This is a genomic window from Bacteroidales bacterium, from assembly GCA_012519055.1.
In the GTDB taxonomy this organism is placed as follows: Bacteria; Bacteroidota; Bacteroidia; order Bacteroidales; family Salinivirgaceae; genus JAAYQU01.
Map to the genome: position 1 here is coordinate 287,389 of JAAYQU010000045.1, position 24,439 is coordinate 311,827.

Annotated in this window: 20 protein-coding genes; 12 read left to right on the plus strand and 8 right to left on the minus strand. The window is 33.7% G+C overall.

Translation table 11 applies throughout. The annotated features are described in order from the left end of the window. Positions 1-5 precede the first annotated feature (5 nt). From purL to GX311_09375, 3 genes are read left to right on the plus strand one after another with little or no spacing between them, the layout of a single operon-like run. On the plus strand, positions 6-2,228 hold the full coding sequence (purL, locus tag GX311_09365) for a phosphoribosylformylglycinamidine synthase subunit PurL (protein NLK16589.1): 2,223 nt from the start codon (positions 6-8) through the stop codon (positions 2,226-2,228). Then, entirely contained in the window at positions 2,229-2,966 is a 738-nt protein-coding gene (gene ubiE / locus GX311_09370) for a bifunctional demethylmenaquinone methyltransferase/2-methoxy-6-polyprenyl-1,4-benzoquinol methylase UbiE (GenBank protein ID NLK16590.1), read from the plus strand. A gap of 52 nt (positions 2,967-3,018) precedes the next feature. Then, entirely contained in the window at positions 3,019-3,738 is a 720-nt protein-coding gene (locus GX311_09375) for a PorT family protein (GenBank protein NLK16591.1), read from the plus strand. Between the two features lie 159 nt (positions 3,739-3,897). Here the strand turns inward: GX311_09375 and GX311_09380 are convergent, their stop codons facing one another. Both GX311_09380 and GX311_09385 read right to left on the minus strand, forming a co-directional pair. Continuing rightward, positions 3,898-6,081, minus strand: a complete 2,184-nt coding sequence (locus tag GX311_09380) for a T9SS type A sorting domain-containing protein (protein NLK16592.1) — start codon at positions 6,079-6,081, stop codon at positions 3,898-3,900. 50 nt (positions 6,082-6,131) lie between these two features. Next, complete coding sequence (locus GX311_09385) at positions 6,132-6,674, minus strand: hypothetical protein (protein NLK16593.1); 543 nt, start codon at positions 6,672-6,674, stop codon at positions 6,132-6,134. Between the two features lie 239 nt (positions 6,675-6,913). On the opposite strand from GX311_09385, the gene GX311_09390 reads away from it, so the two are divergent. Together GX311_09390 and GX311_09395 are read left to right on the plus strand one after the other, a co-directional pair. Then, on the plus strand, positions 6,914-7,819 hold the full coding sequence (locus GX311_09390; protein NLK16594.1) for a DUF2279 domain-containing protein: 906 nt from the start codon (positions 6,914-6,916) through the stop codon (positions 7,817-7,819). Positions 7,820-8,082: 263 nt separating this feature from the next. Further along, positions 8,083-9,378: a tetratricopeptide repeat protein gene (locus tag GX311_09395; GenBank protein NLK16595.1), complete on the plus strand. Its 1,296-nt coding sequence runs from the start codon at positions 8,083-8,085 to the stop codon at positions 9,376-9,378. Between the two features lie 44 nt (positions 9,379-9,422). Here GX311_09395 and GX311_09400 read toward each other — a convergent pair whose 3' ends face one another. From GX311_09400 to GX311_09415, 4 genes are all read right to left on the minus strand, one after another. Next, the gene (locus GX311_09400; GenBank protein ID NLK16596.1) at positions 9,423-9,815 is read right to left on the minus strand and encodes a response regulator transcription factor; all 393 of its coding nucleotides are present in this window, start codon (positions 9,813-9,815) and stop codon (positions 9,423-9,425) included. A gap of 67 nt (positions 9,816-9,882) precedes the next feature. After that, on the minus strand, positions 9,883-12,312 hold the full coding sequence (locus GX311_09405) for a response regulator (protein NLK16597.1): 2,430 nt from the start codon (positions 12,310-12,312) through the stop codon (positions 9,883-9,885). A gap of 28 nt (positions 12,313-12,340) precedes the next feature. Further along, a complete protein-coding gene (locus GX311_09410; protein ID NLK16598.1) occupies positions 12,341-13,297 on the minus strand; it encodes a SpoIIE family protein phosphatase in 957 nt (318 codons plus the stop codon). Between the two features lie 42 nt (positions 13,298-13,339). Continuing rightward, complete coding sequence (locus GX311_09415; GenBank protein ID NLK16599.1) at positions 13,340-14,725, minus strand: hypothetical protein; 1,386 nt, start codon at positions 14,723-14,725, stop codon at positions 13,340-13,342. Positions 14,726-15,166: 441 nt separating this feature from the next. Between GX311_09415 and GX311_09420 the strand changes: the two genes are divergently transcribed. Next, positions 15,167-15,754 (plus strand): sigma-70 family RNA polymerase sigma factor, encoded by a 588-nt coding sequence (locus GX311_09420; protein NLK16600.1) that lies wholly within the window; start codon positions 15,167-15,169, stop codon positions 15,752-15,754. 438 nt (positions 15,755-16,192) lie between these two features. Here GX311_09420 and GX311_09425 read toward each other — a convergent pair whose 3' ends face one another. Then, positions 16,193-17,410, minus strand: coding sequence for a hypothetical protein (locus GX311_09425; GenBank protein NLK16601.1), 1,218 nt, complete (start codon positions 17,408-17,410; stop codon positions 16,193-16,195). A 127-nt stretch (positions 17,411-17,537) separates the two neighbouring features. Here GX311_09425 and GX311_09430 point away from each other — a divergent pair, with 127 nt between their 5' ends. The 6 genes from GX311_09430 (at position 17,538) to GX311_09455 (ending at position 23,539) form a co-directional block, all read left to right on the plus strand. Continuing rightward, positions 17,538-17,960, plus strand: coding sequence for an acyl-CoA thioesterase (locus GX311_09430; protein ID NLK16602.1), 423 nt, complete (start codon positions 17,538-17,540; stop codon positions 17,958-17,960). A 66-nt stretch (positions 17,961-18,026) separates the two neighbouring features. Beyond that, entirely contained in the window at positions 18,027-18,896 is an 870-nt protein-coding gene (locus GX311_09435; protein ID NLK16603.1) for a hypothetical protein, read from the plus strand. A 176-nt stretch (positions 18,897-19,072) separates the two neighbouring features. Further along, complete coding sequence (locus tag GX311_09440) at positions 19,073-20,317, plus strand: imidazolonepropionase (protein NLK16604.1); 1,245 nt, start codon at positions 19,073-19,075, stop codon at positions 20,315-20,317. A 45-nt stretch (positions 20,318-20,362) separates the two neighbouring features. Then, positions 20,363-22,060 (plus strand): glutamate formimidoyltransferase, encoded by a 1,698-nt coding sequence (gene ftcD / locus GX311_09445; GenBank protein NLK16605.1) that lies wholly within the window; start codon positions 20,363-20,365, stop codon positions 22,058-22,060. A gap of 51 nt (positions 22,061-22,111) precedes the next feature. Further along, the gene (locus tag GX311_09450; protein NLK16606.1) at positions 22,112-22,744 is read left to right on the plus strand and encodes a response regulator transcription factor; all 633 of its coding nucleotides are present in this window, start codon (positions 22,112-22,114) and stop codon (positions 22,742-22,744) included. Between the two features lie 6 nt (positions 22,745-22,750). Next, entirely contained in the window at positions 22,751-23,539 is a 789-nt protein-coding gene (locus GX311_09455) for a class I SAM-dependent methyltransferase (GenBank protein ID NLK16607.1), read from the plus strand. A gap of 138 nt (positions 23,540-23,677) precedes the next feature. Here the strand turns inward: GX311_09455 and GX311_09460 are convergent, their stop codons facing one another. Continuing rightward, the gene (locus GX311_09460) at positions 23,678-24,376 is read right to left on the minus strand and encodes a response regulator transcription factor (GenBank protein ID NLK16608.1); all 699 of its coding nucleotides are present in this window, start codon (positions 24,374-24,376) and stop codon (positions 23,678-23,680) included. Between the last annotated feature and the right edge of the window lie 63 nt (positions 24,377-24,439).

A 24,439-nucleotide genomic window follows, 5' to 3' on the forward strand; every position in this document is an offset into this window, starting at 1 on the left:
TCGTTATGTCAAACATCGAAGTAAATCTTGAAGTAGCCAAGGAATTAGGCTTAAATGCTGAAGAGTTTGAAATGATTCAAAAACACTTGGGCAGAATGCCAAATTACACCGAACTGAGCATTTTTTCGGTAATGTGGAGTGAACACGCGTCATATAAAAACAGTATAAAATGGATTAAAACCCTTCCGCGTGAAGGCAAAGCTATTATGGTAGCAGCAGGCGAGGAAAACGCCGGATTAGTCGATATTGGCGGAGGCTTGGCTTGCTCATTTAAGATGGAGTCGCATAACCACCCATCAGCGGTAGAGCCATTTCAAGGCGCAGCAACAGGAGTAGGGGGTATAAACCGCGATATTTTCACAATGGGTGCCCGACCTATTGCTCAACTGAACAGCTTACGATTCGGAAACTTAGATTCAGACAGAACCAAATGGCACTTAACCGGCGTTGTTAAAGGAATTGCCAGTTATGGAAATGCTTTTGGAGTACCTGTAGTTGGTGGCGAAGTGATGTTTGATGAATGTTACGCACAAAACCCATTGGTTAACGCTATGTCGGTAGGCATAATGAAAAAAGGCAGACTGATAAAAGCCGTAGCCAAAGGTGTAGGAAACCCAGTTTACATTGTAGGCTCAGCAACAGGAAAAGATGGAATACACGGAACTACATTTGCATCAGCCGAACTTACAGAGGACTCGGCTAACGATATACCAAGTATCCAGGTTGGAGATCCATTCCAGGAAAAATTACTTCTTGAAGCTACTTTGGAGGTAGCTAAATCAGGCGCACTGATTGGTATGCAAGATATGGGAGCAGCTGGAATTATATGTTCAACAAGTGAAATGAGCGAAAAAGGCGGTTGTGGTATGCGTATCGAGCTTGATAAAGTGCCTTTGCGACAAAAAAACATGGAGGCATGGGAAATACTTCTTAGCGAGTCTCAAGAACGTATGCTGATGGTAGTTCAAAAGGGCAAAGAGAAAGTTATTGAAGATATATTCAAAAAATGGGATCTCTACTGCTCGGTTATCGGAGAGGTTATTGAAGGGGATATTCTTGAGTTCTATTATCATGGCAAGCTTGAGGCAAAAGTACCTGCTTCGGCGTTAGTTCTTGGTGGTGGCGCACCAGTTTACGATCGTGAGTATAAAGAGCCAAAATACTTCAAAAAATATAAAAAATTCGATATTGAAACGGTTGAAGAGCCTGAAAATTTAATCGAAGTAGCCAAATTTATGATTCAACAACCTAACGTAGCAAGTAAACGCTGGATATACGAACAATACGACAGTATGGTGGGTACAGCTAATTTATCAACCAACCGCCCGTCAGATGCCGGAGTAGTGAACATAAAAGGCACAAACAGAGCAATAGCCTTAACTTCTGATTGTAATGCACGCTACGTTAAGGCTGATCCCGAAGTAGGAGCAGCTATAGCAGTTGCCGAAGCTGCAAGAAACGTTACTTGTGCGGGTGCAGTACCTTTGGCAATTACTAACTGCTTGAATTTTGGAGATCCATATAATCCTGAAGTATACTGGCAGTTTGTAGGAGCAATTAAAGGAATGACAGCAGCTTGTAAAAAATTCAATACACCTGTTACAGGAGGAAACGTAAGCTTTTATAACCAGTCTAACATTAAAGGCAAAGTTGTGCCGGTTGATCCTACACCAACAATTGGAATGTTAGGTTTGGTTGAGGATAAAAGCAACCTTATGACATTGAATTTCAAGCATAAAGGTGATCTTATCTATTTAATCGGCGAATCTAAAAATGATATCTCACAATCGGAATATCTGATTAACTATCATAAAATTACTGAATCTCCTGCTCCTTACTTTAATCTCGATGAAGAGTACAAAATTCAGAAAACAGTTTATGAACTTATTCTCAAAAACTTAGTTAACGCCGTTCACGATGTCTCTTTGGGAGGTTTATTCACTACGCTTGTTGAAATGGGCATACCCTCACACTTAGGTTTTGATATCACAAGCGATGCCGAAGTACGAGAAGATGCTTTTCTCTTTGGAGAATCACAAGGAAGGATTGTGGTAGGCGTCAGCAGTGAGCAAGAAGAGGAGTTTATTGACTTTATGGTATTGCAGAAAACACCCTTTTCTATAATAGGACATGTAACAAGAGGGGATATGAGAATAGATGACATATCGTATGGAAATATTCGTGATATAGAAAAGATGTATTTAACTGCTATTGAAAACAGACTGTAAGTGAGATCTGAAAAACAATCAATTTTAGTTGATAAAAGAGGAGTGGGATCGATGTTTGACGATATTGCCCATTCATATGATTTTTTAAATCATTTTCTATCTTTTGGTATAGATCATTATTGGCGTGATAAAGTTGTTGAAAAACTAAAGCAACATAAGGCAGTAAAAACTATTGATATTGCGACAGGAACGGCCGATTTGGCAATTCTTGGTGCTAAGAAAATCAAAAATAGTCAAATTGTAGGTATTGATATCTCTGCCCAAATGTTACGTAAAGGTAAACGCAAAGTCACTAAAAGAAAGCTTAATTCGCGCATATCGTTAAAACAGTCCGATGGACATAAAATTGAGTGTCCAAACGACGAATTTGATGCTGCAACTATAGCTTTTGGGTTAAGAAACTTCGAAAATCCCGTGAAAGGACTTAACGAAATACACAGAGTGTTAAAACCCGGGGGCGTAACAATTATTCTTGAGTTTTCAACAGTGAAAAACAGAATATTTTCAAAGCTATTTAAAATCTATTTTAATAAAATATTGCCATTAGTTGGACGTTTAGTTTCAGGAAACAAAAGAGCGTACAATTATTTGCCTGAATCTGTTGTAGAGTTCAATAGAAAATACGTTATCGAAAAGATAATGAGGGAAGCTGGGTTCGAAAATATGTACGCAAAAAGTCTTACTTTTGGTGTTGCAACAATGTATTGTGGTACAAAAAAACATAATATAGCGCAATAAAATCCAAAACTTTTTGTTTTAAAAGTTTAAAACCGAACAAAATAGAAAACTGATGTTAAGAATCTATAAAGCAAGCATAACAGTAATAATACTTATCCTGTTTTCAATAAATGTTCAAGGGCAGAAAAAGCAGATTTGGAACAAACCTTTATACGATGAGTATCCATACCACTATGGTTTTGCATTAGGGTTTAACTACTTCTCAGCACGTAGCATTAACAGCGAGAGTTTCTTTGCTTTAGACACAGTATATTCGATGGAAACAGCTGGGCAGCCCGGATTTTCTATTCTTATGGTTGGAAACGTTCGTCTTTCCAAAGATTTCGATTTGCGTTTTACTCCCGGATTGATTTTTGGACAGCGCAACTTGCATTACTTGGTTAAGGATGACGCAACATCTAACGATTTGCGAGAACATATAATGCGAATAGAAAGCACCTATGCATCATTTCCCATTTTACTTAAATACAGGTCAATAAGGTTAAACAACTATAGACCATACATCATAGCAGGGGTTAATTATACTTTTGACCTCGAATCTGAAAAGAAAATACGTGATGACGAAAAACCTAAAATCAGGCTAAATCGTAACGATATCTACGTGGAATTTGGCTTTGGCTCAGACTATTATTTTCCGTTTTTCAAATTTACAACTGAACTAAAATTTTCATTTGGTTTACTAAACATAATACGACCTGATGATACCGAATATACAAAGGCAATTGAAAAATTAAACGGTCGTATGGTTTCGTTACTGTTTTATTTTGAGTAAAGCAAGCAATTATACTGTTTGCTACTGTCTTGAAAAAAGATGTTCAAAAATTTACATGATAAAGCAGACAGAAAATTTCAAACACATTCATTACGAACATAGAAAAATAGGAGCTGCCTTTTTAGACAGCTCCTATATCATTTTTAATATTGATAGTCATTAAATTTTAACAAATTTAAAAACTTCAACTCCGTTATCTGTATTAATTAACACAAAATAAATACCTGATGTATAGTTAGCTAAATCAATCTCTATTTGGTTTAGCTCAGAAAATGAATTAATATTTGTAACTATATTACCAGATATATCGGTTATGCTGATGGAATTAACATTGTCCGTTTCGTTAAATTCAATAAACAACGATTCGTTAGCGGGATTGGGATAGATGTTTATTCCCTTTTGGTTAATTTTCGAAATTGAATTAAACCACTCAAAATGCGCAATTGCAGTAATATCTTGTGTTATTCCAATATTGATAGGATTGTCTGAAGATTCCTCATTGTTTACTACCCATTTTGAAAATTTCCAATTTTCATCTGGATTAGCAGTCAGTTTGATAGAGTGACCATAGGGCAGTTGATAATTGCCTTGTAAAGGCGTTACGCTACCATTGCCAACAACCGAAATCGAAATATTGTGTAAAGGACGATCATTAATTTGCACAAAGTTGTTTTTTCTTATTGTCATTGTTCCGTTTACAGTTAGTGTAATGGTTTTGCTTCCGCTTGTTAAATAGGTAACAATATGAGGTCCTTCTGAATTAGAAGTTTGTGGGTATGCATCTTTTCCAAAATTCCATGCAAAACTATTTGCTTCCACACCATTGTTTTCGAATGTGAAAGTTATATCTTCATCAACAAATGCTGTTAAAGCCGATGTACTGAAATCAAAATTATAATCTTCTCCACTACCATAAGCGTGGAATCTGTATAATCCTGCAGGAGCAACCAATGGCTTGTTAATAGTTTTATTGTTGTTATTAACAGCTTTAATATAATAAAACAGGTCTCCATCAACGTTTGAAGAAGGTATATAAGCTTCATAATTATTGTTGACATATTCCATGGCAATTTCATCGAAGCCTAGTGTTGTGTCAGCACTCCAACACAAAGTAACACTTTGAATTCCTGTAGCCGAAGAAATATTTGCTGAAATTAAGTAGCCACCAGGAATATAATTCATTGTATCGCGAATAGGGGCGTGAGCTATAAAAATTGGGTCGTTAGCAGCTATCTCACGTGTAATACAGTGTATTGCACCACTTGCAGGGATAACGTTTCTCATATTTATTCCAACAACTTTATAACCGGGCATCGCTTCTCGGTATATATTTAAGGCTTCATTATCGGTAGAAAGTCCGTAAATAGGAACTAAAACAAGATTATTTAATATAGTTGCGTTGGTGTAAGTTAAATAATGGGAACCTTGTGAAGGATATTTTCCGTTTTCGTCGGGAGGCATAGGAATACGAACGACTCTATACGGACGGCCATAAGATGTTTGATAATTATTTAAAATATAATTGATATTTGCTTCAATTTGAGGACCATCTGATACACCCTGGGGATATTGTCCCACAAGCAGGGTTTCTTCGTCAATAAGCTTCATATGCATGTCTATATGGTGTATTCCATCGTAGGGTAACACTGTCATCTTTACATAAGGAGATATTCCCATATAGCGTTTTTTAATGGTATCAATCTGAGCTTCAGTAAGTGAACTGTTTTCTGTTAATATAAGTTTTGAAGAGAACCCCTTACCAAAACCATCGTTCATAAAGTTTCCGCCAGTAGCAGTCAATCTGTTAGGAGTAGCTGTCATTTGGTAAACTGGCACATTTAAGTAGTTTCCCATAATAATAGGAATTGTGTCATCCTTAGGACGAGGACGATTATAAACCCAGTCAACGAAAGCCAACTCGTTAGTTCCGTGTAAATAAATACTTTGTGGACCGTAATCGCGTACCCATACTGAGTTATAGTCGGCAACAACAAATTCAATGTTATTTGTATCAATACCACCTTGAGATAAATAGCTTGTAACACTTGAAGGGTTGGAACAAACTATATACACTTTAACGGACTCTTTTGCGTGTCGAACAATTTCACGTAAATTGCTCGTGTATTGTGTCCAGGTAACAATAACTCCCTGGTTCTCTTCAAATTCTGCAGGGGTTCGTGGTGTTTGATCCGGTGGATTTGTACCTCTGTCAAAAGGGTAATTTTTGATATAATCTTCCCAAATAGATTTTTCGTATTCGGTCATTCCTTTGGGCAAATTACCTTGTCCAAAAGAGTTGCTAACAATTAGAATTAGCATAAAAAGTGATAATATTCGTAGCATTTATAAATAGTTTAAAATATTTTTTTGGGCGACTAAATTAGTAATTAATTTTATAAGCAAACTCTAAATCCAACATCTATTAAAAAACCGTTTGAATAAATAGGCTTGAAGGCAATTTTATCAGCTTTTGCTCCTGTTCCAACACCTCCTAACTCAATAAAATAGTTAATACTTTTATTCATAAAAAACTCAAATCCAAATAAACCATATCCGCCAATTTCAAACTTTTTACTTGAAAAATCGGCTGATGGCAATAGTCCAATTACGCCACCCTCTCCGTATAATCTAACATGATCTCCAATCATTCCACCAACACCAATTAGTCCTAACGATATATTTGCGTATGGAGTCCATGTTGTATTCAAATTTTGAATATTTTCATTATACATTAAATTACCGCGCAATCTTACAGCTATTCTGTCATATCCAAAATATGGACTTGTGAAACTCAATCCTAATCCAAAGTCTTTTTGAAATTGATTAATCTGAAATCCAAGTCCTAATCCTTTATTAATGCCTTTTGTTTGTTCTTGTGCATTACTTAAGATAGTACAAGCAATTAATGCCATCGTAATAAGTGTGGTTCTTTTCATTATTAGTTAATTTAATTTGTTATTTATATTATTCATGATATTACAAATAAGCCTATATGCTATGATGCATAAGCTAATAAATATTTTAGTGACAAAGGTAGTTAAAAGACTATCCAAATAGTAAATTATTCTTCTATTTTTTGTGGTTTGTTGTACTAACCTTTTTAGGCATCACATAAATTGTGAATTGTACATTGTTAATTGCACATTGATTTAATATCTTTGGACAAATTTTAAGAATGAAACAGCTTTTTCCCTGTAGTTTTAAAAGGTGTTTAACAAAAGTTTTAATTTTTGTTTGTCAATTAGGTCTTATTAGTCCATCATTCGGTCAACAGGATAGTTTACAACAAAAGAACCTTAAAAAAGTTTTGTTGGCAGAGACCGGACTTTATGTTGTGTCAATGGCAACACTAGGTCCGATGTGGTATTCCAAATTTGACAAATCGCACTGGCACTGGTTTGATGATAGTGGCGAATGGCTACAAATGGACAAAATGGGACATATATTCGCAGGATATCAATGTTCCAAGTTAGCGTATGAAATTCACTGTTATTCAGGATTCTCCAAAAAACAAGCATTATTGTGGAGTTCATTAGCATCATTTGTAGCTGTAGGCAGTATAGAGATATTCGATGGTTTTGCAGAAGAGTGGGGAGCTTCTGTTAGCGACTTATGTGCAAATACTTTCGGAATAGGTCTATTCGCACTACAAGAGGGGTTATTTGACAAGCAAATAATTAAACTAAAATACAGCTATCATTATACCAATTTTCACGTTCACAGACCAGAACTATTGGGAAAAAACCATATTGAAAGGTTAATAAAAGATTATAATGCCCAACAGTTTTGGCTTTCTGTTAATTTACATGATATACTACATTGGGAATTTTTGCCCAAATGTTTAAATATCTCTGTCGGTTATGGAGCTACAAATATGATATCAGGGAAACCAGAATATTCAATTAGTCAGGGTTTTATACCATACCGTAGATTTTTTATAAGTCCAGACATTGATTTGGAAAAAATAAAAACTCGCTCAAAGTTTTTACGAAGTGCGTTAAAAGTTCTAAATGCTATAAAAGTTCCTATGCCAACTATGGAATTTAATAAGCATAAAACAAAGTTTATGTGGATTTATTAATGGCAATATATAGGCTATACAACTGAAAAATAGTAAAAATTGATTTAAACTTTATAATAATTTAACTCTAACTTGAATTAGTTTTTATATATTTGGCTTTCAGAACTAAAGTTTTTAATATTGAAAATTATACTTTCAGTTTTATAAAATTTTAACTCTACAAAAGTATGAAACTAATATGCTATCATAAACTTAATATCTCAAAGCATGACAATAAAGCATGTAAGTTTCATATGGCCTTAGTTAGAAAAAATTATATACATATGAAAAACAGCATTTTAATAATGTTAATATCTTTGGTTTGTTTTAATTCAGTTGAGATTGTAAATGGACAAACCTTAGATGCTGAACAAAACAAATTATATAGAAAAGCTCGCAATTATTACGATAGAGGGAACTTTCAAGATGCGGTAGAGCAATATAATGAACTTTTAAACAGACACTCAAATTCGTTTTTATATAATTATGAATTGGGCTTGCTATATTTTTATGAACTTAACGACAAAAAAGCCAGTATTCCTTATTTTGAGGTTGCAATTAAAAACATGAAGGATACCACTATTGATATATTTAACTATTTGGGACAAGCATATCAGTCTTGTTTAGAGTATGATAAAGCCATGTCAATGTACCAAATATACAGTGCTATCCCCCCAAAACCGGGTGTTATTAAAATTAGCATGAAAAAGTATATCCAGCGATGTATAGAAGAAAAAGAGAAGATAGAAGAAATTAATCAGCAACGTGATCAATTATCAGAATCTGGGCTGCAGGTTATTAATGCAGGGGCTGTTATTAATAGTGAATATAACGACATAGCACCTGTTTATATAAATGATCAGTCACTTTTAATAACCTCGTCGCGTAATTATGATTATCAGTTTGAAGTTTATATCAATAAACCATATATCGTTACTAAAGGAGCAGATGGGTTTTACGATGATATTGAAGCATTAATTGATTCTAAATACAGCAATCTGGTTTTTGATCCTGATTGGCATTTAATAATTACAAGCGTAACATCTGATCTGAATAAAGTATTATATACTTACGAAAACGATATATATGTAAGAGTAGGAGGGTTTGATAAAAAAATTGAACCTGTAAAACTACCGAGAGAAGTTAATATGGCAAGACAACACTACTCTGCTGCAATTTCTCCAGACGGAATGCGTATGGTGTTCAGTTTATATGATCGTAAAACTAAATGCTGGGATTTATACTTCTCTACATGTTCTAATAGTGGAGTATGGGGTAAAGCACAAAAAATTGAAAAGCTTAGTTCAACAAGTGATGAAAAATATCCCTGTTTTTCTCCCGATGGATATACTCTGTATTTCTCATCAACAGGGTTTAATTCATTAGGTGGATTCGATATCTTTAAAAGCGATCTTATGCCAAACAATGAATGGTCAACGCCCGAAAGACTACCGGAGCCAGTAAACTCAACTCATAATGATATTTGGTTCAACATTACACCTAAAGGCGATAAGGCTTACTTCTCAAGTGACAGACCGGGTGGATTTGGTCAGTTAGATATTTATGAAGTAATATATTAGCAGTTTGTCTCTTTACTATAAGTTGAAAATCTGTTTTAAACAGATTAATCATTTAAGATATCCCTAATGCTTTTATGCACATTTTCGAAAGCATTATTATCCTTAATAACGTAATTAGCGACACTTTCTCTAACAAAGTCATACACTAAATTTCCGTCTTCTTGACCGCTTAGTACAATTACTTTTATTTCGGGAACTATTTGTTTTACTTGCCTTAAAATTTCCAATCCATTTTGGGCATCGGGATTTTCTGAATTTAAAAAGTAGTCCAACACTAGAATTTTAAAACTAGAATCAATGTGTTCAACACACTCTTCTCCTGTTTTTGCAGTAAAAATCTCGATATTATCTATCTCTGTTAGAGACTCCTTTAACATTTGCAAAAAAATGTAATCGTCGTCAACTAACATTACTTTGATTTTGGTCTTTGTATTCATATTATTGCTTTCAACATATGTCAATACAAAATTAAAAAAATCGTTTAATTTATCAAATTATTTGTTATTAAATTTTGGTTTTGTTAGTTGTTTTCTGTTCAAAATAATTTTCAAGCTCATTTTCAATTTTTTGATATTCTGAGCAAATACTGTCTATCCATTCAGATAGATCCGAGTTATTATAACTGTTTGTTTTAATTGAAACCTCTACATCTTTTGCTATCTCTTCAATATCAGTTCTGCCTAAATATGCCATTTTGGGTTTTAGTGAATGTACTCTGATTTGTGTTTTCTGTAAATCTCCTGATGCGAAGGCAGATTTTATCTCTTCGATTTCTTTGCCAACAGTATCGTAATACATTCTTAGTATTTTATTAATCTGAACAATATTACCATTATAAATTTCATTAAGTGGGTCTAAACTAAAACTTTCAAATATTGGATTATCAATACTTTCAATGTTAGTGTTTGATTTGGAACTACTGTTGTTTTCTTGTATTGTAGGTAACAGAGGATCACCTTGAACATACTTTCCAGCTTTAACTAAAGTTTGTACTTGTTGACTTCCATAATATTTGATTATTTTAAAAATATCATCGGGATTGAATGGTTTGGTTATATAATCGTTCATACCAGCGGCAAAACACTTGTCTTTTTCATCTTTTAATGCGTGGGCTGTCATGGCTATTATTGGAATATTTTCCTTTCCTTTAATGTGCCCCTCTCTTATTTGTTTTGTTGTTTCAATTCCATCCATTAATGGCATCTGAATATCCATAAATATTAACGAGTAATTATTTTTTGTTAATAAATCAATGGCGACCATACCATTTTCAGCTTTTTTAATTGAAATATTTTTATTCCATGCTTTTATTGTGTCTACTATTAACTCTTGGTTTATGGGATTATCCTCTACCAATAAAATTTTAATATTTTCTGCTTCGTGACTTTGTATTGTAGTTTTAGACTTTTCTGTTTTCTTATTGTCCGATTTGTCTCCGACGCCAAATGGCAGAACAAAAGTAAATTTAGTACCCTTGTCTATCTCACTTTCAACAAATATTTCTCCACCTTGAAGTTCAACCAGGTTTTTAACTATTGATAAACCGAGTCCTGTTCCACCAAATTTTCTAGTTGTTGAGTATTCCGCTTGAGTAAAAGCTTGAAAAATTATCTTTAACTGTTCTTCACTCATTCCTATACCAGTGTCTGACACCTCAAACTCAATTTTAATCTTATCTTTATCTTTTATTTTCTGTTTTATTGAACATGAAATATTGCCGTTTGATGGTGTGAATTTTATGGCATTTGAAAGCAAGTTTAATAAAATCTGGTATAGTCGTGTAGGGTCTCCAATTAGTATTTTTGGGACATTAGGGTCTAAATGATAATTAAACTTTTGTTTCTTTTCTTGAGTTTTAATATCTATAAATGAAATGATTAAATCAATTATTTCAGGTAATGAGAAGGCTATTTTCTCGAAGGTCATTTTTCCAGCTTCAATTTTAGATATATCTAAAATATCGTTGAGAACTACTAAAAGATTATCGCTTGAAGCTTTAATGTTTTTTAGATAGTCTAACTGTTTTGGGCTCAACTCTTCTTTAAGTAACAAATTGGAGAATCCTATGATAGAGTTGAGGGGCGTACGTATTTCGTGACTTGTGTTTGCTAAAAACAGCTCTTTCATTCGTGAGTGTTCTTTAATTTCTGCATTAGCTTTCTCTAACTCATCTTTTTGTTTGTTAATTAAATCAAAAGCCTCCTGAAGTTTTTTTCTTTGCATTTCATTCTCAAGCAATGCTTTTTGTAGCTGTATATGATGTTTATTCGACTTTTTAAAAGCTTTCTCCAGCTCTTTAACTACTACTTCCAAGTCGTTTTTTTCATTAATAATTTTTTCAATATCAGCATTACTGATTTTGGAATCATTGGCTACTGGTATGTTATTTTTAGAATCTTTCGGAAGTTCAACAGCCAAAACGTTGTATGAATTAAAAGTGTTGTTTTTGCTAAAAACAGGTATAGCTATTAAATGTAATACAACAACGTCTCCAATAGTGTTTGTTAAATTAACAATGGTCTTAAAGGCGTCTCTGTTTTCAATTTTTTTTAAAATTTCATTGTTATCAATTGATGTAACAATTAATTTGTCTATAGTTTCGCCTATGTTTAATAAAAACTTATCTTTTGTATACCCAACAATTGAAGTAAAAACACTATTAAAATTTAATAATTTTAGGTTTTCATCATAAACTAAAAGCCCGATATTGGAATTGCTAAAGTAGTGGTCAAATACTTTATTTATGTATCCATATGCAAAAAGCTTCTTGCTTATTTTTTCTTTATTTTTAGTAACTCTGCTTGATTTTGGATTTTTATGACGTACATGAAACTCCCATAGCGTTAAACCCATAATTACCAAAACAGCGATTATAATTAACGCAAATACGGCCAACATCCATGTAAACTCAATAAACAAGTATATATATGACATATGTACTGTGCTTTGTTGAATCATAAAATTATAGTCTAATGCCAATGACTAAAACGTCATCAATTTGTTCATAGTCTCCTTTCCACTTATTGAACACACTTTCTAGTTTATTAAATTGTTCATCCATTGGCATTTTGTGTATTTCGTGTAAAAGGCTTTGAAAACGCACTCTTTTGAATTTACTCCAGTCATCACCACCAAATTGATCAGCATAACCATCAGAGAATAAATAAATTACATCTCCATCTTCAAAATTGTAGCTATAGGAGGGAAATACAATTCGTTTCCCATCAGTTGGAAGTGTCCCTACACTGTGAATATGTCCTCTTTGGGTATTTAATACACCATTTTTAAAGTAATATAAAGGATTCCTAGCACCTGAGAAATGAAATGTTTTAGTCTCATAGTTAACAACAATAAGAGACATATCCATACCATCATCTATGTGTCTATTAACTACTTCCTTATTAATTGAGTCTATTACTTTTTCGTTCAGGCATGTTAATATTTGGCCGGGATCGGTAAGTTTATCTGAGTGTAGAGTTTCATGGTAAGCATCATTTGCCATGATAGACATAAGAGCACCAGGAATACCATGTCCGGTACAATCAACGGCAGCAGCAAATTTTAACTCACCATTATTATTCTCAATACTATCAATAAAGTATATGTCTCCACTTAAAATTTCCTTTGGCTTGATAAAAACAAATGAATTTGGAAATATTTTTTTTACTTCTCTAGTTGGCAAGAAAAATGCACTTTGAATTCTTTCAGCATATAACATAGAGTCTTTAATATTGCGTGCTCTCTCTTCTAACAAAATATTTTGCTCACTAATTCGTTCTCGCTGAAGGGTAATCTCTTCGTTTTGGTGTTCCAGTATATTATTTTTTTCTTGGATAGTTTCAATAGATTCAGAGAGTTTTTGCTTTTGCTCCTCGTTAGTCAACATGGCTCTTTGTAATCTAATATTTTGTGTACTCAATTTCTTAAGCGTATTCTCTAGTTCACTATTTTTTAGGTCAATTTAACTTCTTTGTCTATGCAGTTCATCAGTAATATCGTTATTACGCTTAAGTGAAGAGCTAAGCTTTCTGTTTGCTTCCTGTAAATCGTTAGTTCTTTCTCTTACAGTCTCTTCTAGCTTAATATTTATCTTTTCTTTGAAATCATTAAGACTTTCCAAGTATTTTATTGCTGCTTTTTCATTCTCGAGGTATTCTATGCTAATTTGTCTTACAAGTGTAGCAGCAATAAAGGTAAACTGCATTAATGTAAGCAATTTTATATGAATTTCATGTATAGATACATCGAATGAAGCGCTGTTAGCGTATATAGCAGATAATATTAATATCAAAGTCATAGTTGTAAGGGAAGAGTAGTAGAGTGTATGAAGTTTTTTATCTGTAAATCTTGATCTGCGAAATACAATAAAAAGATGTATCATTGTTATTATTGCGTAATTACCACTGATAATCATACCAATATCGTATCTGATATTAAATATTAATTGTATTAACAATAATATTACTCCAACTAGCGATAGTAATGTTAGAGAAGCACAAGAACGTCTGGATGTTTGGCAAGTATTGCTAAAAGTTGATGCTGAAAAGCGAATAAAAGTTATAAAAATCAAAAAAAGTAAAACGGGAGTAAAACTTCTATTGTCAAACCATGCTATATTGGGAAGTTTTAATGCATATCCGTAACCATCTACACTGAGAAGGAACAAAATCGTGACAAAATAATTAATAAGGAGTATAGTAAGCGTTCTTCTCATTATACCTGATAAAAAAGCGGCAATAATGAAAAACGTGTATATAAATATCATGCCATAAAATAGTCCTGAAGAAATATTAACTACAGCAATATGCATTAAATAGGCTGTGTCTTTATACAATTTAGCATGAAAGCGTTTTGCATGTCCAAAAAAATTAACCTTAATGTAGTAGGTTGTCTCTTCATTTGGTTCCAAATGTATTTCATGATAATAAAACCTAGCATTAGGATGAGTTTGATTCAACTCATAGTTAACTTTCCCCAAATTACTACTAATAGATGACGAGTTTTGTATCGAATAAAAATGAATACTATTAATTCCAATTTTTTTTAACTCTAAATAGTATGTTTTTGATACATCGCTGAAGTTTTTAACCTTAAATTTTATCCAAATAGTATTACTGCCACTTGGAATATTAATATCGCCGGTTTCACAGTATTCAAACTGTACTTGAATATCATACTTTAAAATATCCTTAATTTCAAGATTGTGGCTCGAATCATTAAAGATTTGAACGTTTTTACCAATATCAATTTCTGATTCATTTAACAAAGTAATAGGCTCTTGAGAGAACAAACTCCCATTAAAAATAATTAGTAGCGTTAAAAAAAGTGTGAGTAGTGCCCTGTACATATTTGTTAAAATGTAATTTCTTTTAGATAATTTTTTAATACAATGTACATAATGTGCCTTGCACATAGATTAATTAGATGTCTATAATAGTCTGTTTTTACGTACAAGACATAATTACATGAATTTAATCTCAAACATATAAAAAAAAAGAAACTAATCACAATTTTATTTAAAAAATCATTTCTTTCGTTTTACATGTAATAATCTCTTATACTATAATTAGCATTGATTTACAGTAAGTTATCATATATTTTTACCGTAAAATTATTAATTTAATATCTCATTAATATTCCTAATGAAACGTTAAATATGTATTATTAGCAATAAAAAATTTTGTTGAAAAGAAAAAAGCACTATTTTTGCGCTTGTACTAACACTAAAACAGATACTGCCTATTGATTTATACTCTACGCTGAACAAACATTTCAAGGAGGATTTCTTATGAATTATGCACAGCTGTCAGACTATGAGTTAGTTAGGCGTTTTGTTGAAGGAAATGAGTATTCGATTGAGGTACTTATAAATAGGCATAAAAGCAAAGTTTATACATATATCTTGATGCTCGTCAAGAACCAAGCTTTAGCCGAAGATATTTTTCAAGAAACATTTTTAAAGGTAGTGCGCTCACTGCGTGACAATCGTTATAAAGACGACGGGCGTTTTGTTGGCTGGGTGATGCGAATAGCACATAACTTGGTTATAGATCATTTCAGAAGACAAAAAAACATGCGTTATGTGACTAGTAATAATGAGAATAGCGATATTTTTAGCTACCTAAAACTATCAGATAGCAACATCGAAGATAAATATGTTTCTGATCAAACACGTAAAAAGGTTAGAGAATTAATTAATCATCTTCCCGACGAGCAAAAAGAAGTTGTTATTATGAGACATTACATGGATTTGAGTTTCAAAGAGATAGCGGAAATTACAAATGTTAGCATTAATACTGCACTTGGGCGCATGAGATATGCCTTAATAAACATGCGCAAAATGATTGAAACCAACTCTATACAAATGAGTTGTTAGCTTTTGCAAGCTATAGTAATAAATACTATTAATTAACGCAACTCAAAAATAGCATTTAACTAACAATTATACAGTCAATTACCTTAGTAGTTGATAAATTAATCCTATAAACCATGTAATATTTATTAAATTAAAGCGTTTAGGGAAATAAAAGAGATGCCTATGCAAAATTCTACAATTCCCTATCATGTTTTAAAGCTTACACCAAGACGGTTTTTAAATCTGGTTTCAAAAAATAAAATAAAATTGATTGAACCAGATGATAGAATTGTTAGGAGAACAATCACAAAGCTGGTTGTATTAAGCACAAAAGCTCAAAAAGCAAGTTTGCAATTCGAGTTATCTAAAAACTGAAAACAGCAAACAATTTAGAACACAGAAAATACTGATTAAACAGATTATCACACATAGAAATAATAAAAATTCCGTGTCCATCTGTCAATACTGTGTCATCTGTGTTCTATTTTTTAGCTTAAAAACAGACACTTCAGGACATATACCAATCCTCCCTTTAAAACCAACAAAACCTATCCCTGTGTTTACATACAGGTATTGATTTTGAGACTTATAAAGGCCTCCCCAATATTCATAGCGTATTGATGCAGGACAAAAGTTAATGTATTTGCTTCGTATTCCAAACTGAAAGCCGTGTGTATGACCCGACAGGGTTAAAAATATATTCTTTCGTTTATTTTTTACTTCTGCTTCCCAAAGATCAGGGTCATGTGATAGAAGTACTGTTGGTTTTTGTTCAACACCTTGCAACGTTTTTGTAATATCTCCATATTGAGGGAATGGGGGTTGTCCCCAGTTTTCAATACCGGCAATTATTAAAGTATCTATACCTTTTATCAAAGAGACGTTTTCATTTTCCAAAACAGTAAAACCATTACGTTTAAGGAAACTTATTATTTTAAGATTATTTGTTTGCTTGTCATATTCAGATTTCCATTTTGCATAACCACCATAGTCGTGATTTCCTAAAACGGCAATTTTGCCATCTTTTGCTTTTAAACCGCTAAATACAGAGTCCCAGCCAATGGTTTCTGTGTGAAAATTATTAACTAAATCGCCAGTAAAAACAATCAGGTCGGGTTCAAGAGCATTTATTTTTTCAACATATTTGAGCCACAATGACTTAGAGTTTTTCATTGTACCCAAGTGCATATCAGAAAACTGAACAACTGTGTAGTTTTCAAAGCTTTCGCCTATATTGGAGCTGTAAATATCAAAATTACGCTCTTTTAGAGTATATCGACATAAAGAAATAGATAAAGTAACAACTATTAATAGACTTATTATAAATATATTAATAATAGTAATTGTTCTTTTCCGTAGTTTTTGTGAAAAGAAAAGTAGTATATAAGAAACAGCTATCAATATAAACAAGAGAATCCGAGGTATATACCATATTACAAGCCATGTAAATGAAAGAAAGAAATATTCATTAGTGTTGGCGCAACTAATATCCGCCACTATGGGATTAAGCAAAAACAGCGTAACCAAAAATGAAAAAAACGCAAAACCAACGTAGAGACTGTTTGTCCGTAGCCCGCGAACAATTTTACTTTTATACCTTGACAAATACCAGTAAAACCACAAGTCTGTTAACAGTATAATAGCCAAGAACATAAATGATGATAAATATAGTCTCATATATCAGTAGTTTTCAATATTTGAGACACAAAAATATAGTAAAAAAGGTAGCTTGCAAATAAAATTTCTGAAAGTTCAATTTAACCAGCTATCTTTGTAGTTCGTAACAAATTTTAATAGTTTAAGAATGGAAAACACATTGAAGTCTCCCTTTATTTACGAAACACAATATAGGATACGCTATGCCGATACTGACCAAATGGGAGTGGTTTATTATGGCAAATATGCTTTGTTGTACGAAATTGGCAGGGTGGAGCTAATGCGTTCTGTTGGAATAACATACGCCGAGATGGAGAGAGAAGGCACGCTTATGCCTGTCATTGAAATGAACCTCAAATACATCCGTCCGCTTCGCTATGACGACGTTGTGACAATAAAAACAATTTTGTCGGAAACGCCGGCAGCTACCATCGTTTTTCATCACGAAATTTACGACAGTAAAAATGTGCTTTGTAACGAAGGCTACGTAAAACTATGTTTCGTTGACACTAAGACACGGCGTACTAAAAGAATACCTTATGACGTTCTTAATAAACTAGTTACATGCTAACATTTAAACTATAAATTAAAACTTCAAATATATTTTATTATTTAATAATATATAAGCTGTCAAGATATGATTTATCTATTATTGAGTATTTTGTGTTCAGCGTTTATCCTAATTGTCTTTAAGATTTCTGCACGAAAAAACTTTCCTCCTTTACTTTTAGTTATTATCAACTACTTTTCTGCTACGTTTTTAGGCTATTATCTGTCGAATACTACACCTTGGCAATCTGTACAAGTACTTGGTAATCATTGGTTACCTATTGTTATTATAGGTTCAATTTACATATTGGCATTCTTTTTAATGGGCGAAACTACTAAAAGGTCGGGCATTGCAGTAACAACAATTGCTTCAAAAATGTCCTTTGTTATACCCGTTGTCGTAAGTTTTATGATCGACCCAAATGATTCATTTTCAATTAAAAAGGCGGTGATTGTCATTGCCACAATTATTGCAGTAGTGTTATCAGTTTACAAGAAAGATGATAGTAAAAGTAAATCGTGGCTTTTACCTCTGCTTTTATTTGTTTTGATAGGATTTTCTGATAGTTTAATAAAGTATATGCAAACTTTTCATGTTAAAGATAGTCAAACATCATCACTCTTTACTGCAACGCTTTTTACTGTATCGGGGCTAATTGGAATAGTTGCCTGGATTTTCTATGGACCTAAACGCAAACTTGTTTTTAAGCCATTAGCTTTGATAGGAGGACTTTTTTTGGGGGTTGTAAACTTTGGCTCACTCTATTTTTTGATTAATGCGCTAAACAGTATTAATGCTAACAGTTCAATGGTTTTTGGCTTGAATAACTTAGGTGTAGTAATTCTATCGATATTGATAGCTGTTTATATGTTCAAGGAAAAATTGCTTAAAATCAATAAAGTAGGAGTATTAATGTCACTTTTTATAGTTGTACTGATGATGATAATAAGCTTCTGATATTCTTGCTTTTGTCAAATAAATTTCTATATTAAATAGCAATTTAATTTAGTGAATAAAAATTCGTAAATTTGCATTTGTAAAAGTAAATACGGAGTGTGCTCCGTCTTACTTTTTAACTTTTGTATTGACAGTGCATGCGTTGTCTCTACTTTACAAACTATTAATTTACAAATATGAACCTTTTAATCAAAAACATCAAAACACTTGTACAGTGCGAAGAATCTAACCGTACATGGGTTGCAGGATCTGATATGGACAGACTCCCAACAATCGACAATGCATTCCTTTTAATCGAAAATGATAAAATCAAAGATTTCGGACCGATGGACAAATGCCCCAATATTAATGCTAAAACCATTGATGCAACAGGTAAATTTGTGTTCCCATCATTTTGCGATAGTCATACGCATATTGTATATGCAGGAAGCAGAGAGATTGAGTATGTTGACAAAATTAGAGGTCTCTCATACGAAGAGATTGCCGAACGTGGCGGTGGAATACTAAATTCAGCTAAAAGATTGGCAGAAACCTCGGAAGATGAGCTTTATAGTCAAGCACTTGCAAGAGTTAACGAAATGATAGCTTTCGGTACGGGAGCCATTGAAATTAAGTCAGGATACGGACTTGATACAGAGAACGAGCTAAAAATGTTGCGCGTGATCAAACGATTAAAAGAGACAACACATGTTATAATCAAATCAACGTTTTTGGGCGCACACAGCATTCCATTAGAGTATCGCGGTGCACAAGATAAATTTGTTGACCTTGTAATCAACGAAATGTTACCGCAAGTTGTAGCTGAAGACCTTGCCGATTACGTTGATGTCTTTTGTGATAAAGGTTTTTTTACTGTTGAAGATACTGACCGAATTTTACTTGCAGCAATGAAATATGGCTTACGTCCTAAGATACATGCTAATGAATTAGATTTTTCGGGCGGTGTACAAGTGGGAGTAAAGTACAATGCACTTTCCGTTGATCACCTAGAATTTATCGGCGATGCAGAGATTGAGGCTCTTAAAAATTCTGAAACAATGCCAACTGTTTTACCAGGTGCCGCATTTTTCCTAAATATGATATGCTCGCCTGTTAGAAAAATGATGAATGCAGGACTGCCAATTGCCTTAGCATCAGACTATAATCCAGGTTCGTCACCATCCGGTAATATGAAATTTATATTGTCGTTGGGTTGCATAAACTACAAAATGACTCCAAATGAAGTGATTAACGCAACTACCAAAAACACAGCTTATGCAATGGGAGTAGAGGATATTGCGGGTTCAATAGCACGAGGCAAAAAGGCTAATGTCTTTATTACCAAAAATATACCAAGTATTGAGTTTATGCCTTATGCTTATACAAGCCATTTAATTGATACCGTGATATTAAACGGCAAAGTAGTTGAAGCAAAGCTTTAACCTACAGATTGTTTTAATAAATAAATCAAATAATATAATTAAACTATGAAGAAACAACTCATTGAATGTGTCCCCAACTTTAGCGAGGGGAATGATATGGCGATAATCAAGCAAATTACCGATCAAATTGAGTCGGTAGAAGGTGTTAGATTGATTGATGTTGATCCGGGTAAAGCTACCAACCGCACTGTAGTTACCATGGTCGGGACACCTGAGGAGGTTTGCGAAGCAGCTTTCCGTGCTGTGAAAAAAGCACAAGAACTTATCGATATGCGCAAACACAAAGGAGCACATCCACGTTTTGGAGCTACTGACGTGTGCCCTTTAGTTCCTGTTGCAAATATCACTATGGAAGAGGTTGTTAAGTATGCTCACAAACTAGCTAAACGCATCGGTGATGAGCTAAACATTCCTATTTTTTGCTACGAATCGGCTGCAACCGAACCAAAAAGACGCAATTTGGCATCATGCCGTCAAGGAGAGTATGAAGCTTTAGCAAAACGTATCGAAACTCCGGAATGGAAACCAGATTTCGGACCATCTAAATGGAGCGAAAGTGTTGCAAAGAGTGGGGCAACAGCCGTAGGAGCCAGAAACTTTTTGATCGCTTATAATGTTAACCTAAATACAACATCTGTTCGTAGAGCAAACTCTATTGCTTTTGACGTTCGCGAACGCGGAAGAATTAAGCGTGAAGGCGACCCTCTTACAGGAAAAATTGTTAAAGATGAAAAAGGTAATACCGTATATGAACCAGGTTTGCTAAAAACTGTAAAAGCAATAGGTTGGTTTATCGAGGAGTTTGGCATTGTGCAAATTTCAATGAACTTAACCGATATTACTGTAACACCGCTACACGTTGCTTACGATACAGTATTTGAGAGAGCAAACGCACGAGGATTACGCGTAACAGGCTCTGAATTAGTTGGAGTAGTGCCTTTGCAAGCAATGTTAGATGCAGGTAAATATTTCCTACGTAAGCAAAAACGCTCAACCGGAATATCTGATAGTGAGATAATTAAGATTGCAGTCAAATCAATGGGCTTAGATGAGCTATATCCGTTCGACCCTAAGAAAAAGATTATCGAATATATTTTACAAGATGATGATAAAAAGTCACTTGTAAAAATGAATCTGACCGATTTTGCAAACGAAACTGCAAGCGAATCTCCAGCACCTGGAGGTGGTTCAATCTCTGCTTATATGGGCGCATTGGGCTCGGCTCTTTCGGGAATGGTTGCAAACCTATCATCACACAAACGTGGTTGGGACGATCGTTGGGAAGAGTTTAGTAATTGGGCAGAAAAGGCAAAAGCAATTCAAGATCAACTAATTAAACTTGTTGATGAAGATACCAATGCTTTTAACCTGATAATGAACGCTTTCGGCTTACCAAAAGGAACTGACGAAGAGAAAGCAGCTCGCCAAAAAGCTATTCAAGATGCTACGAAATATGCTATCGAAGTTCCGTATAGAACGTTGGAGCTATGTTACGAGTCAATGCACGTGGCTAAAGCAATGGCAGAAATAGGTAATCCAAATTCGGTTACCGATGCAGGAGTAGGGGCTTTAGCCGCTCGTTCAGGCGTTATTGGAGCACTGCTAAACATGAAAATCAATGCAGCAGACCTTGAGGACAAAAAATTTGCAGAAGAAATAGTCGCAAAAGGCGAAAAAATCCAAAAGCAAGCTATTGATTTAGAAACTGAAATTTTAGCTATTGTAAATTCAAAAATTAACTAACAATAAAAGAAATGGGGCTTTTAAATAGCCCCATTTTATTTTAAAATGGGATTGCATATACATTTGGTTGACGATCATAAGTTATTCAGACAAGGACTGAAGATGCTTATTGAAAATATTCCCAATGTCGAAAAAATTACTGAAAGCGACAATGGCAGGGAGTTTATCGACTCTTTGAAGACATCAATACCCGATTTAGTCCTTATGGATATCGAAATGCCCATACTTAATGGCATTGACGCAGCCCGTGAGGCTCTGAAAAAATATCCAGACCTTAAAATCATAGCTCTATCTATGTACGGAGATGAAGACTACTACTACCAAATGATAGATGCCGGAGTAAAGGGCTTTGTCATTAAAAATACTGATTTTAACGAAGTTAAACGAGCTATCTCATCAGTTTTAGACCAGAACAACTACTTTAGCGAGGAGCTTTTATACTCCTTAATAAGAAACATTAAAACCCACAAAACAAATTTCCACGAAGATGTCCTGTCTGATAGAGAAAAGGATATCCTTTTAGAGATTTGCTCAGGACTCTCAAATCAAGAAATTGCCGATAAGTTAGATATAAGCAAGAGAACGGTTGATAAACATCGTTACAATATTCTGCTCAAAACAGGCTCAAAAAACACTGCAAGCTTAGTAATGTGGGCTATTAAGAATAGATTGGTAGAGATATAAAAGAGTATGTCAAATATAACCTACGTTGCAGCTCAGTTTTTAAAATATAAATTCCTATCGAAACATAGCAAGGGACACGGGATTCATAGTCCTTTCGTTTATGACTTTGTTGAAAAAGTTTTGTTAAACAAAAGTAACAGAGCCTTTTACGAACAAAACAAAAAGTACGAAAAAGAATTAAAAAAGAATAAAACCAATATTACCAAAATCGATTTAGGTGCTAAAAAGCAAGCAAATAGTAGCTATAACACTACTTACAGCAGTATAGCAAAACAGTCAACCACACCTTTTAAATATCGGTGTTTACTAAGCAAAATGGTTGAATATTACAAACATGAACTAATAATTGAGTTCGGCACCTCTTTAGGATTGACAACCAATATATTATCCAACTCTACCGATGTGCAAGTAATTACTATTGAAGGGTGTCCAAATCTGCATAAAGTTGCAATAGATAACTTTTCTAAGTGGGGAAATAAAAACGTTTTAGCTATACAAACTGACTTTGATTTATTTGTTGAGGATTTTACTGCACAACAAAAAACGGTATTGATATATATTGACGGGAATCATTCAGGCACAGCAACTAAGCAATATATTAACAACCTGTGGGATAAAATCCCAACTAACAGTATTATTGTTATCGGCGACATTTACTGGTCAAGAGATATGACAGAAGCGTGGAAACAAATTTCAAAACCAACAAATAATTGCTACTCTGTTGACCTGTTTACCTTTGGCATCCTTTTCAAACGCAACTTTTGCGAGGGGCAACACTTCCGAATAAAATATTAGCATTTTGAACACAGAAGACACAGATGTAACAAATTTGCACGAATTTCCACGTAGAGACGGAGCATGCTCCGTCTCTACATAAATCTGTGATTATCTGTGTTCAAATAACTATTAACTTAATTGTTCATTGCTAATTTATTACAGTACATTTTTAATCGAAAGCATATACCCACTTCCATGAATATTTTCGATAGCAACATTAGGATCGTTTTTTAAAAATTTTCTCAACTTTGTAATGTAAACGTCCATGCTACGAGCAGTAAAGTAGTTGCTTTCGTCCCATATTTCACGCAAAATAAGGTCACGCTCAACCACCTGATTATAGTTTTTTGCCAACATAAACAGCAGTTTCCCCTCTTTTGGACTAAGTCGCTCTTCTTCACCTTCAAAAGTTAAAATTCTAAATTCAGGATTATACTCATATTTGCCTATTTTAAACGGTTTATCTTTACCCTGAAGCAATTCACTACGTCTGCGTATTATGGCCTTTATTTTGTATAATAAAACCTCCGAATCGAACGGTTTTGTTATATAGTCGTCAGCTCCGAGCTTAAAACCCTCTAACACGTCTTCTTTCATAGTTTTGGCGGTAAGGAAAATAAAGGGGACTAATTTGTCTTTTTCTCTAATCAGCTTTGCCAACTTAAAACCATCGATATTAGGTAGCATAACATCAAGAATACATAAATCGAAATTATGTTTTGAAAACTCTTGTATTGCTTTTTCACCATTGCTTACCCAAACTACTGTAAACCTTTGCATTTCAAGGTAGGAGCGAAGTACGGTGCCAAAATTTATATCATCTTCTACTAAAAATATTGTATAACGTTTTTTCATTATCAGAACATTTTATTTTCGTTTGCTATTTGTCTGTTTAGAGTTAAATGCACAGTTGTTCCT

Coding starts and splice junctions, on each gene's coding strand:
- GX311_09415 (NLK16599.1), bottom strand. CDS start 14,725: ATGTACAGGGCACTACTCACACTTTTTTTAACGCTACTAATTATTTTT.
- purL (NLK16589.1), top strand. CDS start 6: ATGTCAAACATCGAAGTAAATCTTGAAGTAGCCAAGGAATTAGGCTTA.
- GX311_09460 (NLK16608.1), bottom strand. CDS start 24,376: ATGAAAAAACGTTATACAATATTTTTAGTAGAAGATGATATAAATTTT.
- GX311_09425 (NLK16601.1), bottom strand. CDS start 17,410: ATGAGACTATATTTATCATCATTTATGTTCTTGGCTATTATACTGTTA.
- GX311_09420 (NLK16600.1), top strand. CDS start 15,167: ATGAATTATGCACAGCTGTCAGACTATGAGTTAGTTAGGCGTTTTGTT.
- GX311_09440 (NLK16604.1), top strand. CDS start 19,073: ATGAACCTTTTAATCAAAAACATCAAAACACTTGTACAGTGCGAAGAA.
- ftcD (NLK16605.1), top strand. CDS start 20,363: ATGAAGAAACAACTCATTGAATGTGTCCCCAACTTTAGCGAGGGGAAT.
- GX311_09400 (NLK16596.1), bottom strand. CDS start 9,815: ATGAATACAAAGACCAAAATCAAAGTAATGTTAGTTGACGACGATTAC.
- GX311_09430 (NLK16602.1), top strand. CDS start 17,538: ATGGAAAACACATTGAAGTCTCCCTTTATTTACGAAACACAATATAGG.
- GX311_09395 (NLK16595.1), top strand. CDS start 8,083: ATGAAAAACAGCATTTTAATAATGTTAATATCTTTGGTTTGTTTTAAT.
- GX311_09405 (NLK16597.1), bottom strand. CDS start 12,312: ATGTCATATATATACTTGTTTATTGAGTTTACATGGATGTTGGCCGTA.
- GX311_09385 (NLK16593.1), bottom strand. CDS start 6,674: ATGAAAAGAACCACACTTATTACGATGGCATTAATTGCTTGTACTATC.
- GX311_09435 (NLK16603.1), top strand. CDS start 18,027: ATGATTTATCTATTATTGAGTATTTTGTGTTCAGCGTTTATCCTAATT.
- GX311_09375 (NLK16591.1), top strand. CDS start 3,019: ATGTTAAGAATCTATAAAGCAAGCATAACAGTAATAATACTTATCCTG.
- GX311_09380 (NLK16592.1), bottom strand. CDS start 6,081: ATGCTACGAATATTATCACTTTTTATGCTAATTCTAATTGTTAGCAAC.
- GX311_09390 (NLK16594.1), top strand. CDS start 6,914: ATGAAACAGCTTTTTCCCTGTAGTTTTAAAAGGTGTTTAACAAAAGTT.
- GX311_09455 (NLK16607.1), top strand. CDS start 22,751: ATGTCAAATATAACCTACGTTGCAGCTCAGTTTTTAAAATATAAATTC.